The following is a 16,326-nucleotide window of genomic DNA, read 5'->3' as shown; positions in this document are numbered from 1 at the left end:
TGGGAGAATAAAGATGCGCAATGCAGCCCTGGTTCTGGGGATTGTCGCCGGAATTTTCGGCATGATCGTGGGTTTTTTCGGTTACGGCTACACCGCAGCGGTTGAGCATTTCGGCGAGGTTGAGGGGCTGGCGGAACAGGTCGGCAATGTGCAGCAGCTGCGGCTGCTGGCAGTGCTGTCGCCGCTGCTGGCGATTGCCGGCGGTGCAATGGCGCGGGCGCGGGCCCTGTGGGGCGGCGTTCTGCTGCTGGGCTCGGCCGCTGGCATGTATGGGGGGTTCGGCTTTAATGTCTTTACCATCTTCCCGATCAGCTTTGCCGTCACTGCCGGGCTGATGGCGCTGGCCGCGGGTCAGCCGGATGAACCCAAGGCGCATTTCTGACACCTGCCAAGGGACGGAAAAAGGCGCCGCTGCCGGGGCAGGGCGCCTTGTTCTTTGCCTGGCAGGGCAGGTCAGGCAGCGGCCGGTTTGGCCACCCGCCGCAGCAGCGCGTCGAGGGACAGCGGGCCTGCGCCCTTGACCACCAGCACAAGCAGCAGGAAGGTCCACATCACACGCTGGTCGATCAGGCCGATGCTGTTGTCGAACAGGCTGCCAAGCTTGACGCCGTGGCCGGTGACATCGACCAGGGTCTGCACCCAGATGAATCCGATGGTGCCAAGCGCGGCCAGGCGGGTCAGAAGACCGATCAGGATCAGCGCGGGCAGCACATATTCAGCGACAGTGCCGGCAAAGATCACCAGCCGCTGGAAGATATTCATCTGGGAGACGTCATAGAGGACCTCCTCAGCCGCCTTGGGGAAGATCTGCCCGAAAGCGCCGGCCGAAGGCGTGAAGATAGAGCCGTCGATCTTCAGCCCGGCGGAGTTCCAGTAATAGACCAGGAGGACGGCCGCGAAAACCAGCCGTGCCAGGGTCGGGACCAGGAAGTCCGACGTTCTGTCGGCCTTGCTGGTGATGGAATAGTACGTGGAGACAAGTGCGTGCATGGTCTTACCCTTTGCTGTCCAGGCCGGTTACCGCGCCGCCCTGCAACAGCAGGGCCAGCGTGGCGCCGAGGTCGAATGCTTCGTCTTCGGCGGCGGCGTGTTCCGTCGCTTCGCCGATGGTTGCGCCCGCCATCAGGGCGCTGATCCAGACCGCGCCGGCGGGCGGCAGGATCTGGGGGATGGGGTCGAATTCGGGGCGTGTTATCAGCACGTCCTGGGCTTGCGGTTCAGGCTTGGGCGCGCCGTCTTCGGTGTTGTAGCGCCAGATGGCGTGAATGGGCCAGGGAGAGCGCAGCACCTGCGCCGCCGGCGCCAGTTCCAGCCGGGTGTTCAGCAGCGTATCCGGTGCCATCGCGCCGAGCGCCTCCGGTGCGATGGGGGCGGCATCGGCGGCGTGGTAGGCGCGGCGCAAGGCCAGCTCCAGTCGGGCCACATCGCCGAGGTAGCCCAAGTGCTTGAGCTGCTCCATCCCTTCCAGGAAGGCCGGGAAGTGTCCGCCGTAGAACATCATCAGCGGCGAAGAAGGCGGGTGCTGGCGCAGGTAGAGGCCCGCCAGCCCGTCCATGTTCTGCTTGCCCAGGAGCTTGGCAATCACCGGAAAGGCGCTGTGCATCGCCTCGGTCAGCGAGACCGCGACATTGTTGCGGTAGACGCTGAACCGGCGGCCCGCAGGCGCGCCCAGATGATCGGTGAGGCCGTCCGGCACCGGCTGGCCCGCATCCATCATGGCGCGGGTGAAGTCTGCCTGGGTCACACTCATGCCGGGATGCGCTCCAGCGCTTTTGCGGCGCGGGCGGCCTCGGCCTCCAGCACCGGCCAGTCCGGCACGTCGTTGTCCCATTCGATCAGCACCGGCTTGGGGCCGGATTTGACCAGCGTATAGTCCAAGAGCGCCCAGACCGGGTCCACCACGGCGCGCCCGTGGCTGTCGATCAGCAGCGGGCGGCCCTGGCCGTCCTCATCCTCGTCATGGCCGCCAAGGTGGATTTCGCCGACCTTGTCCAGCGGGAGGGCGTCGATGTAGCCCTGCGGCGAGAAATCGAGGTTGGTGGCGGAGACAAAGACATTGTTCACGTCCAGGAGCAGCCCGCAGCCTGTGCGGCGGGAGATTTCCGCCAGGAAGTCCGGCTCGGACCAGGTGCTTTCTGCAAAGGCGAGGTAGCTGGAGGGGTTTTCCAGCAGCATCCGCCGCCCGATGGTCTCTTGCACCTCGTCGATGTGATCGCAGATCCGCTGCAGGCTGGCATCCGTGTAGGGCAGCGGCAGCAGGTCGTTATAGAAATGGCTGTCGTGGGTGGACCAGGCCAGATGTTCGGAGAAGCTGGCCGGGTTCAGCCAGCCAATCAAATGCTTGAGCCGGGCGAGGTGGTCTGCATCCAGCGGCCCTACGCCGCCGATAGAGAGGCCAACGCCGTGCACCGACATGGCAAAGCGTTCCGCCAGGTGGCGCAGCTGCGCCAGCGGGCGGCCGCCGTCGCCCATGTAGTTCTCCGCGTGGATTTCCAGCCATTTGACCGCGCCGGCATCGGTGGTGATCCGGGCAAAGTGCTGCGGCTTGTAGCCCACGCCGGGGGCGGCGGGCAGTTTGTCATGGGCAGCGGCGTCAAGCATGGCGGGTCCTGTTAACGGGGGCAGCCGGGGCGGGAGTTTGCGCTCCCGCCCCTGAACTTCAGCGGCGATTATGCCGGCAGGTCGCGCTCCAGCGGCTCCAGCGAGCCGTTGCGCTCAGTGCCGTCTGCCATGGCCGGCAGCTCCATGCCTTCGCAGGTGCCTGCGTCAACCAGGGTCCAGGCGTTGCCTTGGTAATCGACGGTCGAGGTGCCTGCGCAAGTGGTGCCGGGGCCTGCGGCGCAGTCGTTCTGGCCTGCCAGCGATACGCCATAGCACTTTTCCTTGGTGCCGGCGGCGGCGGGGATGGTGGAAGCTGCGGTCAGAGCGGCGGCTACGGCACCCGCAACGGCCAGGGATTTTGCGGTGTTCGACATCTCGTGAATTCCTTTCGGTTCTACATGCGGTGTCGTGATGACACGGAAACACTAACCCGAGGTTTTCCGGAGTTTAAGTCACGAGGCCGTGTCTCACATCCGCGTCAGAGCATGTGACCCGAAGGGGTGTGTGAAAGTGACTTAACCGTTTGCTTTAAAGGCGTTTTAATGTCGGTTGAAACAAAGCGGCCCCCGAGTGGGGGCCGCTTGCGTTAAAAATAGGGGGAATTGTTACAGAAGATCCGGCGGGGTGGCTTCCGCCGCCAGCGCCTTTGTAACATTTTCGAGGCTCTCGACCTTGGTCTGCTTTTCACCCAGGCGGCGGACGGAGACGGTGCGCTCCTCCACTTCGCGATGGCCGACGGCGAGAATGACCGGAACCTTGCCCACCGAATGTTCGCGGACCTTGTAGTTGATCTTCTCGTTGCGGATATCGGCCTCGGCGCGCACGCCGGCCTTTTGCAGTTCGGCAACAACCTCCATCACGTAGTCATCCGCCTCCGAGGTGATCGAGGCGACCACCACCTGGCGCGGCGCCAGCCAGAACGGCAGCTTGCCGGCGTGTTCCTCGATCAGGATGCCGATGAAACGCTCAAAAGAGCCCAGGGTGGCGCGGTGCAGCATGACCGGGCGGTGCTTGGCGCCGTCAGCACCGATATAGGTGGCGTCCAGGCGCTCCGGCAGCACAAAGTCCACCTGATGGGTGCCGCACTGCCAGTCGCGGCCGATGGCGTCGGTCAGTACAAACTCCAGCTTGGGGCCGTAGAAGGCGCCTTCGCCCGGGTTCAGTTCCGGCTCGATTCCAGCGGCGCGGGTGGCGGACAGCAGCGCGGCCTCGGCCTTGTCCCAGACCTCATCGGAACCGGCGCGGGTGTCCGGGCGGTCGGAGAATTTGACCGAGAACTTCTCGAAGCCGAGGTCCTTGTAGATGGTCGACAAGAATTCGATGAAGGTGGCGGTCTCGGACTCGATCTGATCTTCCGAGCAGAAGATATGCGCGTCATCCTGGGTGAAGCCGCGCACCCGCATAATGCCGTGCAGCGCGCCCGAGGGCTCATAGCGGTTGCAGGAGCCGAATTCGGCCATGCGCAGCGGCAGGTCGCGGTAGGACTTCAGGCCCTGCTTGAAGATCTCCACGTGGCAGGGGCAGTTCATCGGCTTCAGTGCGTTCACCGCCTTTTCGCGGGCGTGCTCCTCGTCAACCTCGACGATGAACATGTTCTCCTGGTATTTGTCCCAGTGGCCCGAGCGTTCCCACAGCTTGCGGTCGACCACCTGCGGGGTGTTCACCTCGACATAGCCGCCCTTGCGCTGCTGGCGGCGCATATAGTCCTGCAGCTGGGTGTAGACGGTCCAGCCGTTCGGATGCCAGAAGATCTGGCCCGGGGCTTCTTCCTGCATGTGGAACAGGTCCATCTCACGGCCCAGCTTGCGGTGGTCGCGCTTGGCGGCCTCCTCCAGCATGTGAAGATGCGCCTTCAGCTTTTCCTTGCCGGTGAAGGCGACGCCGTAGATCCGCTGCAGCATGGCGCGGGAGCTGTCGCCGCGCCAGTAGGCGCCCGCGATGCTCATCAGCTTGAACGCATCGCCCGGCAGCTGGCCGGTGTGCTGCAGGTGCGGGCCGCGGCACAGGTCCTGCCAGTCGCCGTGCCAGTACATGCGCAGCGGCTCATCGCCCGGGATGCTCTCGATCAGCTCGACCTTATAGGGCTCATTATTGTCGGTGTAATGCTGGATCGCGCGGTCGCGCTCCCACACCTCGGTGCGGACCTCATCACGCTTGTTGATGATTTCCTTCATCTTCTTCTCGATGGCGCCGAGATCCTCCGGGGTGAAGGGTTCCGCACGGTCGAAGTCGTAGTACCAGCCGTTTTCGATCACCGGGCCGATGGTGACCTTGGTGTCGGGCCAGATTTCCTGCACAGCGCGCGCCATGACGTGCGCCAGGTCGTGGCGGATCAGCTCGTTGGCCTGCGCCTCGTCCTTCATGGTGTGGATGGCGATGGTGGCGTCGCCGTCGATCGGCCACTGCAGATCCCAGTGCTGATCGTTGACGGTGGCGGAGATGGCCTTTTTGGCCAGCGAGGTCGAGATGTCAGCGGCCACCTGCGCAGGGGTTACGCCTGCGTCGTAGGATCGTGCATTGCCATCGGGGAAGGTGAGAGAGATTTGGGCCATTGGCTGGCTGCTCCTCGTCGGTTTGGCGCCCACAGAACGCCCGGTTGCGGGTATGTGTTTCGTCCGCGCGTTTTGCGGTCAAAGCCGGTGCAAGTCAAGGCGGCTTTGCACGTGATTGTATTCACGACGGAAAATCGGATTGTGTGCCTGTGCATGCGATGGCACATATGTGTATACTGTTAAGCGATTGAAAAATAACAGAAAAAAATGTTGCCATGCGTGGCAATCCGGGGCAGGGTGGCCGAAATCTTAGGCCCAATGGACATACCAGGAGTGTTCCGATGACCCGCCCGAACCCGAACTTTGACCTGACGGTTGAAGATGTGGATCTGATTGAAACCGCGCTGTGCCAGTCACAAAAGATACTGTCCCAGCGCCATCTGTCTTATGAGCATTGCGCGCATATCGAAGGCGGGGCCAGCCAGGAAAAGGCGGTGCGAACCAAGGAGGCCTTGGGCCGGATCCAGAGCCTGCTTGGCCGCTTGCAGACGCAGAAGGCCGACGGAGCACCGGCTGCCGGCCTGTCCTGATGCCTTACCTTCAGGCGGGCGTCCGGCCCGCCTGAAGGTAAGCGAGGGGCCGGCCCCTCGCGCTCCCCGGGATATTTCCGGCCAGATGAAGGGGATCCCGGCTCAGGGCGCGGGCGAGGGGACGCCTTGGCGGATCACGGCGGAATAGTCCGGGGTGAGGCCATGCGCCCGGGCGATGGGGGTGATGCTGCCGAGAGCGCGCAGCTCTTCGACGCTGCGGCTTTGGTCCAGCACACCCTGCTCCCAGGCGTAATCCGGCAGGTAGCCGTTGGCCAGCACCCGCCAGTCCAGCGGTACTTCTGCGGCGAAAGTGCGGATCAGCGCCATCACCACGGTCGTGCAATTGGTGGTGAGCGAATTGTACCACTGCGGCTGCGCGGCAAGGCTGTTGGCGGCCGCCACATAACGCAGCAGCAGGGCGCGGCCGGTGTCGGGGCTGACGCCGATGCGGAACAGCTGCACGTCTTCGCCGCGGGCGTTGGTGCGGGTGCCGACCAGGTCGCGCTCATCCGCGGCGATCAGCACCAGGGTGTTGGATTTGAAAAGGTCGGCAACGGGGGAGAAGCCGCCGCCCTCCTGGCGGCGCACCTCGACCGACCAGGCGATCTGCCCGCCGTTTTCAAAGCCGAAGCTGACGATCATATGCGCCATCTGCGGCCCTGCCCAGTAGGACATGAACAGGTCCACGGTCTGGAGCGCAGTCAGGTCGTAGCTGCGGGTTTCCCAGTTCACCGTGTAGTCTTCAGGCGTTTCCCAGGTAAAGTTGCGGACATCGGTGAGGGTGAGGATATCGCCCTCCACTTCGCCGGTGACCTGGCGGGCAACATCGGGGGACCAGTTGCCGCCCTCGGGCGGGGTGAGGGTGGACCACCACAGGATCACCGCAGCGAGCGCCAGGGCAAATGTGGTGAGCGCACGCAAGGCGCGTCGGCGGAACAGCCCGGCCATGACGGCCAGGCCCAGCAGGGCAAACCCGCCCGACAGGGCGGCGCGCGGCAATGTGCCGAAGGGCAGCCGGTACCACAGCGCCAGCGCTGCCCAGGCAGTGGCCAGCGCCACGGCGAGGATGGCAACGGCCAGCGCGGCGGTTTTGAAGAATTTGAACATGCGCATGGTCCCCCGGAAAATTTTGGCGGACCATAAGGAGGACGGCGGGGGGCTTGCAAGCAGGCTGTGCTGCCGCTTGCAGGGCAGGCAAAGCCGTGCCACATCTTGAGGAAAAGGACAGGAGACCAAAGACATGCCCGCCACATCGTTTCTCGACACCGCCCAAGGCCGCCGGATTGCCTATCACAAGAGCGAAGGGCAGGGGCCGTGCGTGGTGTTTCTGGGCGGGCTGAAATCCGACATGGAGGGCACCAAGGCGGTGCATCTGGAGGCCTGGGCCAAGGCGCGCGGCCAGGCGTTTTTGCGGTTTGACTACTCGGGCCATGGCGAAAGCTCCGGCACATTCGAGGAAGGCTGCATCGGGGATTGGCATGAGGACACGTTGGCGGCGGTGGAGCAGCTGACCGAGGGCGAGATCGTGCCGGTGGGCTCCTCGATGGGCGGCTGGCAGGCGCTTTTGCTGGCGCGCGAGATGCCGGAACGGATCAAGGGGATGGTGACCATCGCCGCGGCGCCGGATTTCACCGAGGATGGCTATTGGGCGAATTTCTCTGCGGAGCAGAAAGCGGAGCTGGAGAGCAACGGCTATGTGGAGCTGCCGAGCGACTACATGGAGCCCTACCACATCTCCAAGCGGATGATCGAAGACGGGCGCAAGCGGCTGGTGCTGCGCACGCCCCTGTTCCTGCCGTTCAAGGTGCGCTGCCTGCAGGGGACTGCGGACACAGCGGTTTCGACCCATACTGCGCTGCGGCTGCTGGAGCACGCCACCTGCCCGGACATGCGGCTGAACCTTGTGAAAGACGCCGATCACCGGTTTTCGGACGGGCCTTGCCTGAAAATGATCGAAGATGCGGTGCTGGACATTCTGGGCGAGGGCTGACGCCGCGCCATCGTCCCGGTCAGCGCCGGTCAGCGCCGGTCAGGCTGGTCCGGCCGAGGGTGGGCTTTTGCCGCCCGGTCAGCGCGGGCAGCGGCATTTTTGGACGCAGTTTGAAACGCGGGGGAAAGATGGATCAAAGAATAAGCCTGATAACGCTGGGCGTCCCGGACATGGAGAAAGCCGCAGCTTTCTATGAGGCGTTGGGCTGGCAGCGGGCAGACAGCCCGGACGGGGTGATCGCCTTTGACCTGATCTCGCAGACCTTGGGGCTGTACCCGCTGGCGGCGCTGGCGGCCGATATTGGTTTGGAGGAGCGGGAGCTGGGCACCGGTGCCATGACGCTGAGCCACAACACCCGCAGCAAGGAAGCGGTAGCAGAGCTGATGGCGGCCGCAGAAGCCGCAGGCGCCAAGGTTCTGAAGCCGGCAGGATGTGTTCTGGGGCGGCCATCACGGCTATTTCCGCAGCCCGGACGGGCATATCTGGGAGATCGCCTTCAACCCGTTTTCCCCGCTGGCGGAGAATGGCGCCTTTCGCTGGAACGGTTATTGAGCGTGGCGCGGCGGCGGCAGCGGTCGGGCAAATCGCTGGCGGCGGGAGGTTTTTGTTGATCCCCTGGCCGGCTATCCGCAAAGTCGGAACAACGGGTGGCAGGCAAACCGCGAGGGCAGGATATGCCTCAAGACCAGCAACCGAGCCGCGAACCTTTGGTTCTGCTGCCGGGGATGATGTGCGACGGCCGGATCTTTGACACTCAGATCAGGACCTTTTCCGGCAGCATGCCGGTGATGGTGCTGCCGCTGGCAGGCGGCGACACGGTGGAGAAGATTGCCGCCCGGATGCTGAGCCACCTGCCGCCGCGCTTTGCGCTGGCGGGGCTGTCGATGGGCGGGATCCTGGCGATGGAGCTGGTGCGCCGGGCGCCGGAGCGGATCAGCCGGTTGTGCCTGATGGGGGCGAGCCCGCTGGCGGAGACGCCGGAGCAGGCCGCCGACCGGGAGCCGCAGATCATCGCGGCGCGGGCCGGGCGGCTGGAGGATGTCCTGCGCGCGGCGCTGCCGATGGAGGCGCTGGCGCCGGGGCCTTTGCGGCTGGAGGTGCATAACCTGTTTTGCCACATGGGGATGGAACTGGGGCCGGAGCTGTATGTGGCGCAGGCGCGCGCCCTGCAGCGGCGGCCCGACCAGCAGGCCACGATGCGGCGGGTGCACATGCCAACGTTGGTGCTGTCGGGGGAGCATGACACCATCGTGCCGCCGGCCAAGCAGGAGCTGCTGGCACAGCTGATCCCGCACGCGCGTCTGGAGGTCATCCCGGAGGCCGGGCATTTCCCGGTGCTGGAGGCGCCCGATGCGGTGAACCGGGCGCTTCTGCACTGGCTGGCGGTACCTGCCTAAGGATACAGCGCCGCGCGCTGCGCTTTGCTGAGCAATTCGGGCTCGGCCACCGGTTTGCCGGTTTCCGCATCAAAGAATGGCGTCTCTTTCCAGCGGCCCGACAGGCGGGCGGTGATCATCCGGCTGAGGATGCCCCAGGCCATGACACCGCCGCCTTTGGTCCGGGACTGTTTGCCCGGGACAGGGAGGAAGGCCTGGGCGCGGATCTTGCCAAGCGCGGATTTGTCCTCGAACACATCAGAGCGCATCCCGGCAAAGGGCAGGCCGGGCTTGGCCAGCGTATTGGCAAACGGCGTGCCGCAGCAGGCGGCGTACCAGCGCAAAGGGCCGCGGCGGCCGAGGCGGATCGCCTTCAGCTGCTCTGCCCCTTGGGTGATGGTGATGGTATCGGGCGACAGCTGGAACAAATCGACCGGATCCGGGGCCGGATCCGGCTGGCCGTGATACAGCTCATTGGCGCGGCAGTCGGCGCAGTAGCAGACAACGCGGGTGCCGGTCTTGACACCCGCTGCTGAAACTTCGCCGCGCAAGGTCCCGCAATTGCAGGAGAATGCCAGGCCGGCAACCATCCCGTCAGGCGGCCGTGTTCTTGTTGGCCGGCTTGCGGGCCGGTTTGCTGCGACCGTTGGCGTTCATGAAGTCGATCACCAGCGGCCGGATGTTGTCGCGCCAGCTGCGGCCCGCAAAGATGCCGTAGTGGCCAGCGCCCGGCTCCACATGACTGGCCTTCTTGCTTTCCGGCAGGCCGGTGCAAAGGTCCAGCGCCGCGACGCATTGCCCGGGGGCGGAGATATCGTCCTTGGCGCCTTCGACGGTCTTGACCGCCACATCGGTGATCTTGCTGAAATCGACTTTGTGGCCGTTGACGGTAAAGTCGTTCCGGGCGATCTCGCGCTTCTTGAAGATCCGCTCCACCGTCGACAGGTAGAATTCAGCGGTCATGTCCATCACCGCCAGGTATTCATCATAGAAACGGTTGTGGGCATCGTGGTCCGAGGCCTCCCCGCGGGAGACACGCTGGATCTGGTCCATGAAGGCCTTGGTATGGCGCTCGCCATTCATCGACATGAAGGAGGAGAGCTGCAGCAGGCCGGGATAGACCTTGCGCCCGACGCCCGGGTATTTGAACCCGACCTGCTGGATCATGGTCTCCTCCAGCTGGCCCATGGTGACGCGGCGGCCGAAGTCGGTGACCTCCGTCGGGGTGGCGTCCGGGTCCACCGGGCCGCCGATCAGGGTCAGCGAGGAAGGCTGCGCCTTGGGCTCGCGCTCCGCCAGGTATGCGGTGGCGGCCAGCGTCAGCGGCACCGGCTGGCAGACCGCGACGACATGGGTGTCGGGGCCGAGCTCGCGCATGAAATCGACGAGGTATAGCGTGTAATCCTCAATATCGAATTTCCCCGCGGAAACAGGGATGTCGCGGGCGTTGTGCCAGTCCGTCACATAGACTTCGCAGTTGACGATCAAGCTTTTGACGGTGGACCGCAGGAGGGTGGCGTAATGGCCGGACATTGGCGCGACCAGCAGCACCTTGCGCGGCTGTTCCTCGCGGCCGTTGACCTTGAAATGGATCAGGTCGCCAAAGGGGCGTTCCACCACGGTGGTGATATCGACCAAGTGGTCCTTGCCGTCTTCGCAGGTGAAGGTGCGGATGCCCCAGTCGGGTTTCACCACCATCCGCTGGTAAGTGCGTTCGGTCACCTCGCCCCACGCGGCCATCCAGCTGAGCGCGGGATTTGGCAAGGCGGAAAAGACCGGGTAAGATGCCATGGAGAGGGCGGTGGCGCCCAGCCATTGGTTGGTGTTCCGGACGGTCTCCATCAGGTCGTAGGTCATCATGTATCGCATGCGCGTCTCCTTACGGGCTCTGTCCCCGCGTCATCGGACCAGAAAATCCGGAACATCGGACCAATCGCCGCTTTGCCCTGCCTTTTGCAGACGAGTATTCTGCATAGCAGAAAGCCTATGAGGGATTCCTTTATATGACAACTAGTGACGAAGTATCCGCAACGTCCAATTCTGAGAGCTTTGAAAAACTTAAGGAAAATATGAGCCGCGTCGAGGAGTTGAGCAAGCGCCTGGCCGAGGTGATGTCCCGGAAAGTGCCGCATAACCCGGCTCTGGACGGTCCGAATCAAGAACTTTATGCGCGTGCAGCAACCGCCTATTGGACGGAGGCGATGCAGAATCCTGCCAAGCTTTTGGAGCATCAGCTCGAATTCTGGAGTAAATCTGTGCTGAATTTCGCCGAGGCGCAGAAAGCTCTGACCGGACAATTGGACAGCACAGATGACGGCGGCCCCAAGGACCGCCGTTTTTCGAATCCGCTGTGGCAAAGCAGCCCTTACTTCAACTATGTCAAACAGCAGTACCTGACCAACGCCGAAGCGATCCGCAAGGCGGTGCAGAGTGCCGGCGAGATGGATGGCAAGGACAGGCAGCGGCTGAGCTACTTTGCCGATCAGATCATCGAGATGATGTCGCCGACCAATTTCCTGCCCACCAATCCGGATGCGCTGGAGAAGGCGGTGGAAACCGAAGGCCAGTCGCTGGTCGACGGGCTGGAGAACCTGGTCAGCGACCTGGAGGCCAACAACGGCGAGCTGGTGGTGCGGCTGGCAGATGAGAGCGCGTTTGAGCTGGGCGGAAATATCGCCACCACGCCGGGCGACGTGATCTACCGCAACCGGATGATGGAGCTGATCCAGTACAAGCCGGTGACGGAAACCGTGCATGAAACCCCCATCGTGCTGTTCCCGCCCTGGATTAACAAATTCTACATCCTCGACCTCAAGGCGCAGAACAGCCTGATCAAATGGGTGACTGAGCAAGGCTACACGCTGTTCGTGGTGTCCTGGGTCAACGCCGATGCCAGCCTCGCCGATGTCGGGATGGAGGATTACATTCAGGAGGGCTTCCTGACCGCGATCGAAAAGGCCAAGGAGGTCTGCAAGGTCGATCAGGTCAATGCAGTGGGCTACTGCATCGCCGGTACCACCCTTGGACTGACCCTGTCGCTGCTGAAACAGCGCGGCGACAAGTCGGTGAAATCGGCAACCTTTTTCACCACCTTGACCGATTTCGGCGAGCAGGGCGAGTTCACCCCCTTCCTGCAGGACGATTTCGTCGACGGTATCGAGGCGCAGGTGGAGCAGGAGGGGCTGCTGCGGTCGTGGGTGATCGCGCGGACCATGTCGTTCCTGCGCTCCAAGGACCTGATCTATGGTCCGGCTGTCAAAAGCTACATGATGGGCGAGACACCGCCCGCCTTTGATCTGCTTTATTGGAACGGCGACGGCGCCAACCTGCCGGGGCGGATGGCGATCCAGTACCTGCGGGGGCTGTGCCAGAACAACGAATTCGTCGGCGAGGGGTTCGAGCTGATGGGCCACAAGCTGCATATCAAGGACGTGGATGTGCCGCTGATGTCGATCACCTGCGAAACCGACCACATCGCCCGCTGGAAGGACTGCTACCGCGGCGTGCAGCAGATGGGGTCGCGCAGCAAAGGCTTTATCGTGTCGCAGTCCGGCCATATCGCGGGCATCGTCAACCCGCCCAGCAAGAAGAAGTACGGCCATTACACCAACGACGATCTGAAGGGCGACAGCGAGGCCTGGATGGAAGGCGCGGAGTTCCACGAGGGCTCCTGGTGGCCGCGCTGGAATGACTGGCTGAAAAAGCGGTCCGGCAAGCAGGTTACCGCCCGCGAGGTCGGGGATTCGGGATACCCCTCTTTGATGCCGGCGCCGGGGTCCTATGTGAAGGTCAAGGCAAACAGTTGATTCCACGGGATTTACAAACTTTTTCTGCACCGCAGCATAAAAAACCTTGAAATGCTGCGGTGCGGCACGCATATTCCTCTCATGCTAAGAGCGCAGGATGGTCCTGCTGCAGCTTTCTGAGGAATTAGAACTATGGCAAAGACCCAAGACTTCACCGCGATGATGAAAGACTTCATGGGCGCCTTCCCGGTCGACACCAAGGCGATGGAAGACGTGTTCAAGAACACCGCAGCCCTGAACGAAAAGCTGTCCGCCGTTGCGCTGGACGCTGCCGGCAAATCCGCCGAGATCTCGAACAAGTGGACCAAAGAAACCATCTCCAAGCTGGGCGATGTTTCCAAGGTCAAGGCAGAGCCGGCCGACTACGCCAAGGCCGCAACCGATTTCGCTTCCGCTTCCGCTGAAGTGGCTGCTGAAAACATGGCTGCCTTTGCTGAAGTGGCCAAGAAGGTTCAGATGGACACCGTCGAGCTGATGATGGCCGCTGGCAAGGACATGACCGAGGAAGCAACCGCTGCCGTGAAAAAGGCCACTGACGAAGTGACCACCGCAGCGAAAAAAGCTTCGGCAACCGCCAAGTAAGCACGTCCGCGATCCGGCCCTCGCTCTCCTCCCTGACGGAGCCGGACCGTGAAGAAGGGCAGGCCGCAAGGCCTGTCCTTTTGCGTTTCAGGGGGGGTTATTCAGGCAATCCGGCCTGGCGCAGGCCTTCGCAGTAATGCTCCAGGTCCTGTGCCCGGGCAAAGGGCAGCGTCTTGCTGATGCGGGCAACCGAGAATCCGGGCTCCAGGTCCAGAACGCGCCCGCATTCCCGCGCTGCAGCGGGCCGGTTCCCCAGCTGGGCATAGCAGGCGGCCAGATGGCGGTGCGGGACCGGGAACCCCGGGAACAGCTCAATCGCCTTGGTGACCTCGGAAACAGCCGGATCATAGGCCCGGCACATGTACAGGGCGAGCCCCCGGAACCAGTGGAAATATGTCGGGTGGAACGGATTCAGGGCCGTGGCCTGGTCCAGTTCCGCCAGTGCCTTTTCCGGCCTGCCCTGATAGATCAGGGACAGCCCGCGGAAAGCCATGGTATCGGTGTCGTTGGGGTTCAGCATCAAGGCGCGCTGAAAGTGGTCCTCTGCCAGTGTGAAGTTTCCCTTGCACAGATGCATCACGGCAAGCCTGCGCTGCGCAACGCTGTCGAGCGGGTCGATGCGGGCGGCATGGCGCAGCAGCGGAAAGGCCTTGTCCAAGGTCAATTCCGCTGACACGGCCCAGCCGCTCATCCACTCCACCAAATAAGTCAGCGCCAGCCCGGAATAGGCCGCTGCATTGCCGAAGTCGGCATCGCAGGCTTGCTGGTACAGTGTCCTGCACTGTGTGAGCCTGCCGCGGGAATCCAAGATGAGGGACCTGGCTTGCATTACCAGTTCCCGCCCCGTCGGCGTGCCGCGTTTGGCCGCGCGCATGGCTGATTTTTGGCTTGCAACGGACTGAAGCTGCGTCGCGAGGGTCTGGGTGATCTGAGCGGCCAGCGCATCCTGCTGTGAAAAATCGGTGCAATCTTCCCGGTCATAGCGGCCGCTCCACAGGGACAGGCCGCTGGCGCCATCTGAAAGTGTGACAGTGACACGCAGCTTCCCGGGCAGCTGCCGGACGCTTCCTTCAGCCAGAAACCGCACGCCCAGCTCGGCTGCCGCCACTGAGGGGCTGGCTTTGCTGCCGGCGAACTGCAGCGCCGCATTGCGGGACACAACGCGCAGCGCGCGGTACCGGGACAGCCCGATCGTTATGTCCTCAGTTAGCGTTTGCGCCATGTCTTCGGCTTCGGTGCTGGCCGGAGAGGCGCTGGCAAAGGGAAGCACGGCCACCGATGCCTCCGGCGAGGGGCCTTCAGGATCCAGGGCAGGCAGGGAGTTGCCAGCGATGCGGTAGATGCGCACCGGTTCGGCAATGTTGCGGACCTGCTGCAGACCCAAGTCGTCGAATGCAGCGCCGACCCTGCCGCGGACCTGTTCATGCACGGTGCCGGAGAGGCAGATTTCTCCCGGCGCAGCGAGGCTTTGCAGGCGGGAGGCAACATTCACGCAATTGCCCAGCAGGTCATCGTCCGACGGGAACACCGTGCCCGAGTGGATGCCCATCCTCAGTCTGAGGCTCAGCCCGCGGGGGCCGTTGCGGCTGGCTGCTGCCTTGCCGGAAATAGCCATTGCCGCCTTCACAGCTGGCACCGCGGAGCGAAACTCCATCAGGAAACCGTCACCCACTGTTTTGACAACCCGTCCGCCGTGCTCCCCGGCAGCCGGGGCGATGATGCGGTTGCCAAGATCGCGGACCGCCGCAATGGTTTCGGCTTCCTGCGCCTCAACCAATGCGGAATACCCCGCAACGTCTGCGATCAGAACGGCGGCTTGTCTTTGCCTGTCCCCTTGGTCAGCCATCTTCCCCGCTACCATGCACTCAAAGACCTGACATTAATTGTATCACATTGAGAATCTTTTGCTGCTCTTTAGATGCAGAAAATGAAGATTCTGGCGCAGCCTGGTCCGCTTCAGCGTCAAAAATGAGCAGTGCGGAAGCTGGAGTGCTGCACTTTCCAGCCGGTCAGACGGCGCAGCCTGCCGGACGCCATCTGCTGATCCAGTGCCGGCCCCTCGGCCCAAGCGCCGTATTTGATCAGTACATGTTTCAGGCTGCGCACCACATAGCTGGCATCATGCCCGTGGCGGCGGGCGATTTCACCAGTGATTTCCGAAACGGGAACGCCGGTTTCGGCACTGGCATTGAAATGGCCGGTGAGCTGCGGCCGCTCCAGCAGAAGCCGGTAGGCCCGGGCCAGGTCCGCCCGGTGGATCAGCGGCCAGCGGGTGGTGATGCTGCCCCAGATCTCGAACGGTTGGCCGTCGCGGGCGGCCTCCAGATAGCGGGAGAAGGCGCCGCCGCCCTCGTGGTAGACCATCGCCGGGTGCACGACCGCGGCAGAGAGGGCAGGGGACGCCAGCACCTTTTGGCTGTTTTCCTGCATCCAGGCAAAGGGTTTGATCGGCCGCATCGGGCTGGCCTCATCCGCAACCCGGCTGCCGGTGGCGCCATAAAGCCAGCAGCCGCCGGTGTAGAGCAGCCGCAGCGGCTCAGGGCGCAGGGCCGCCTGGCGCAGGATGGCGGTAACGGCGGCGGTGTCGGCCTGCGCCATGCCGTCGTCGAAGGTGGCGGCCAGCTGGATCAGCGCATCAGTGCCGATAACCTCCCCGACCCAGCTGCCGGGGCGGCGCAGATCGCCGCGCAGGGGGCGGGCGCCCATTGCCTCCAGATTGCGGTCCGAGGCCGCCGAGCGGCTGAGGCCGGTGACATGATGGCCGTTGCGGACCAGTTCGTGGGTGACGGCAGTGCCGATGGACCCGGTGCCGCCGAGAATCAGAATTTTCATTTCCTGTGCGCTCCTGCTGCGGTTTGTGCTGCAGGACAGATCTGTAAAAGCTCAAGC

16 protein-coding genes and 1 pseudogene are annotated in these 16,326 nt (G+C 63.5%); 7 read left to right on the top strand and 10 right to left on the bottom strand.

Translation table 11 applies throughout. From position 1 onward, the window contains the following. Window positions 1-13: 13 nt before the first annotated feature. On the top strand, window positions 14-382 hold the full coding sequence (locus CAER_RS0125920; protein WP_027238100.1) for a hypothetical protein: 369 nt from the start codon (window positions 14-16) through the stop codon (window positions 380-382). Window positions 383-453: 71 nt separating this feature from the next. Here CAER_RS0125920 and CAER_RS0125915 read toward each other — a convergent pair whose 3' ends face one another. The 5 genes from CAER_RS0125915 to thrS form a co-directional block, all read right to left on the bottom strand. Continuing rightward, window positions 454-990, bottom strand: coding sequence for a DoxX family protein (locus CAER_RS0125915; RefSeq protein ID WP_027238099.1), 537 nt, complete (start codon window positions 988-990; stop codon window positions 454-456). A 4-nt stretch (window positions 991-994) separates the two neighbouring features. Then, a complete protein-coding gene (locus CAER_RS0125910; protein ID WP_027238098.1) occupies window positions 995-1,750 on the bottom strand; it encodes an HvfC/BufC N-terminal domain-containing protein in 756 nt (251 codons plus the stop codon). Next, a complete protein-coding gene (gene bufB, locus CAER_RS0125905) occupies window positions 1,747-2,601 on the bottom strand; it encodes an MNIO family bufferin maturase (RefSeq protein WP_027238097.1) in 855 nt (284 codons plus the stop codon). The genes CAER_RS0125910 and bufB overlap by 4 nt, the downstream gene beginning before the upstream one ends. Window positions 2,602-2,669: 68 nt before the next feature. Further along, the gene (locus tag CAER_RS0125900) at window positions 2,670-2,975 is read right to left on the bottom strand and encodes a BufA1 family periplasmic bufferin-type metallophore (protein WP_027238096.1); all 306 of its coding nucleotides are present in this window, start codon (window positions 2,973-2,975) and stop codon (window positions 2,670-2,672) included. 231 nt (window positions 2,976-3,206) lie between these two features. After that, complete coding sequence (thrS, locus tag CAER_RS0125895) at window positions 3,207-5,153, bottom strand: threonine--tRNA ligase (protein ID WP_027238095.1); 1,947 nt, start codon at window positions 5,151-5,153, stop codon at window positions 3,207-3,209. Window positions 5,154-5,434: 281 nt separating this feature from the next. On the opposite strand from thrS, the gene CAER_RS0125890 reads away from it, so the two are divergent. After that, on the top strand, window positions 5,435-5,683 hold the full coding sequence (locus CAER_RS0125890; protein ID WP_027238094.1) for a hypothetical protein: 249 nt from the start codon (window positions 5,435-5,437) through the stop codon (window positions 5,681-5,683). Window positions 5,684-5,785: 102 nt separating this feature from the next. On the opposite strand, the gene CAER_RS0125885 is transcribed toward CAER_RS0125890, so the two are convergent. After that, a complete protein-coding gene (locus CAER_RS0125885) occupies window positions 5,786-6,790 on the bottom strand; it encodes an Lnb N-terminal periplasmic domain-containing protein (RefSeq protein WP_027238093.1) in 1,005 nt (334 codons plus the stop codon). Window positions 6,791-6,923: 133 nt separating this feature from the next. Between CAER_RS0125885 and CAER_RS0125880 the strand changes: the two genes are divergently transcribed. The 3 genes and pseudogenes from CAER_RS0125880 to CAER_RS0125870 all read left to right on the top strand — a co-directional run bounded on the left by CAER_RS0125880 (window position 6,924) and on the right by CAER_RS0125870 (window position 9,070). Continuing rightward, a complete protein-coding gene (locus CAER_RS0125880; RefSeq protein WP_027238092.1) occupies window positions 6,924-7,673 on the top strand; it encodes an alpha/beta hydrolase in 750 nt (249 codons plus the stop codon). Window positions 7,674-7,801: 128 nt separating this feature from the next. Continuing rightward, window positions 7,802-8,225: pseudogene (locus CAER_RS28560) on the top strand (VOC family protein). Window positions 8,226-8,347: 122 nt separating this feature from the next. Next, the gene (locus CAER_RS0125870; protein WP_027238091.1) at window positions 8,348-9,070 is read left to right on the top strand and encodes an alpha/beta fold hydrolase; all 723 of its coding nucleotides are present in this window, start codon (window positions 8,348-8,350) and stop codon (window positions 9,068-9,070) included. On the opposite strand, the gene CAER_RS0125865 is transcribed toward CAER_RS0125870, so the two are convergent. Beyond that, on the bottom strand, window positions 9,067-9,639 hold the full coding sequence (locus tag CAER_RS0125865; RefSeq protein ID WP_027238090.1) for a DUF6151 family protein: 573 nt from the start codon (window positions 9,637-9,639) through the stop codon (window positions 9,067-9,069). The two genes, CAER_RS0125870 and CAER_RS0125865, sit on opposite strands and share 4 nt — an antisense overlap. A gap of 4 nt (window positions 9,640-9,643) precedes the next feature. Next, the gene (phaZ, locus tag CAER_RS0125860; protein ID WP_027238089.1) at window positions 9,644-10,918 is read right to left on the bottom strand and encodes a polyhydroxyalkanoate depolymerase; all 1,275 of its coding nucleotides are present in this window, start codon (window positions 10,916-10,918) and stop codon (window positions 9,644-9,646) included. A gap of 134 nt (window positions 10,919-11,052) precedes the next feature. Here phaZ and CAER_RS0125855 point away from each other — a divergent pair, with 134 nt between their 5' ends. Then, the gene (locus tag CAER_RS0125855; protein ID WP_027238088.1) at window positions 11,053-12,855 is read left to right on the top strand and encodes a PHA/PHB synthase family protein; all 1,803 of its coding nucleotides are present in this window, start codon (window positions 11,053-11,055) and stop codon (window positions 12,853-12,855) included. A 132-nt stretch (window positions 12,856-12,987) separates the two neighbouring features. Beyond that, window positions 12,988-13,437, top strand: coding sequence for a phasin, PhaP (locus tag CAER_RS0125850; RefSeq protein ID WP_027238087.1), 450 nt, complete (start codon window positions 12,988-12,990; stop codon window positions 13,435-13,437). A gap of 97 nt (window positions 13,438-13,534) precedes the next feature. Here the strand turns inward: CAER_RS0125850 and CAER_RS0125845 are convergent, their stop codons facing one another. Together CAER_RS0125845 and CAER_RS0125840 are read right to left on the bottom strand one after the other, a co-directional pair. Next, window positions 13,535-15,283 carry an adenylate/guanylate cyclase domain-containing protein gene (locus tag CAER_RS0125845; RefSeq protein WP_027238086.1) on the bottom strand — a complete coding sequence of 583 codons (1,749 nt, stop codon included), beginning with the start codon at window positions 15,281-15,283 and terminating at the stop codon, window positions 13,535-13,537. Between the two features lie 116 nt (window positions 15,284-15,399). Beyond that, window positions 15,400-16,269: an NAD-dependent epimerase/dehydratase family protein gene (locus tag CAER_RS0125840; RefSeq protein WP_027238085.1), complete on the bottom strand. Its 870-nt coding sequence runs from the start codon at window positions 16,267-16,269 to the stop codon at window positions 15,400-15,402. Between the last annotated feature and the right edge of the window lie 57 nt (window positions 16,270-16,326).

It is taken from the genome of Leisingera caerulea DSM 24564 (assembly GCF_000473325.1).
GTDB lineage: Bacteria > Pseudomonadota > Alphaproteobacteria > Rhodobacterales > Rhodobacteraceae > Leisingera > Leisingera caerulea.
Note: the sequence above shows the minus strand (reverse complement) of the source record. Positions and strands in the feature narration are given on the sequence as shown.

Bases quoted from the DNA above. Each gene is read 5' to 3' on its own strand.
- CAER_RS0125920 (WP_027238100.1), top strand. From the start codon at position 14: ATGCGCAATGCAGCCCTGGTTCTGGGGATTGTCGCCGGAATTTTCGGC.
- CAER_RS0125915 (WP_027238099.1), bottom strand. From the start codon at position 990: ATGCACGCACTTGTCTCCACGTACTATTCCATCACCAGCAAGGCCGAC.
- CAER_RS0125910 (WP_027238098.1), bottom strand. From the start codon at position 1,750: ATGAGTGTGACCCAGGCAGACTTCACCCGCGCCATGATGGATGCGGGC.
- bufB (WP_027238097.1), bottom strand. From the start codon at position 2,601: ATGCTTGACGCCGCTGCCCATGACAAACTGCCCGCCGCCCCCGGCGTG.
- CAER_RS0125900 (WP_027238096.1), bottom strand. From the start codon at position 2,975: ATGTCGAACACCGCAAAATCCCTGGCCGTTGCGGGTGCCGTAGCCGCC.
- thrS (WP_027238095.1), bottom strand. From the start codon at position 5,153: ATGGCCCAAATCTCTCTCACCTTCCCCGATGGCAATGCACGATCCTAC.
- CAER_RS0125890 (WP_027238094.1), top strand. From the start codon at position 5,435: ATGACCCGCCCGAACCCGAACTTTGACCTGACGGTTGAAGATGTGGAT.
- CAER_RS0125885 (WP_027238093.1), bottom strand. From the start codon at position 6,790: ATGTTCAAATTCTTCAAAACCGCCGCGCTGGCCGTTGCCATCCTCGCC.
- CAER_RS0125880 (WP_027238092.1), top strand. From the start codon at position 6,924: ATGCCCGCCACATCGTTTCTCGACACCGCCCAAGGCCGCCGGATTGCC.
- CAER_RS0125870 (WP_027238091.1), top strand. From the start codon at position 8,348: ATGCCTCAAGACCAGCAACCGAGCCGCGAACCTTTGGTTCTGCTGCCG.
- CAER_RS0125865 (WP_027238090.1), bottom strand. From the start codon at position 9,639: ATGGTTGCCGGCCTGGCATTCTCCTGCAATTGCGGGACCTTGCGCGGC.
- phaZ (WP_027238089.1), bottom strand. From the start codon at position 10,918: ATGCGATACATGATGACCTACGACCTGATGGAGACCGTCCGGAACACC.
- CAER_RS0125855 (WP_027238088.1), top strand. From the start codon at position 11,053: ATGACAACTAGTGACGAAGTATCCGCAACGTCCAATTCTGAGAGCTTT.
- CAER_RS0125850 (WP_027238087.1), top strand. From the start codon at position 12,988: ATGGCAAAGACCCAAGACTTCACCGCGATGATGAAAGACTTCATGGGC.
- CAER_RS0125845 (WP_027238086.1), bottom strand. From the start codon at position 15,283: ATGGCTGACCAAGGGGACAGGCAAAGACAAGCCGCCGTTCTGATCGCA.
- CAER_RS0125840 (WP_027238085.1), bottom strand. From the start codon at position 16,269: ATGAAAATTCTGATTCTCGGCGGCACCGGGTCCATCGGCACTGCCGTC.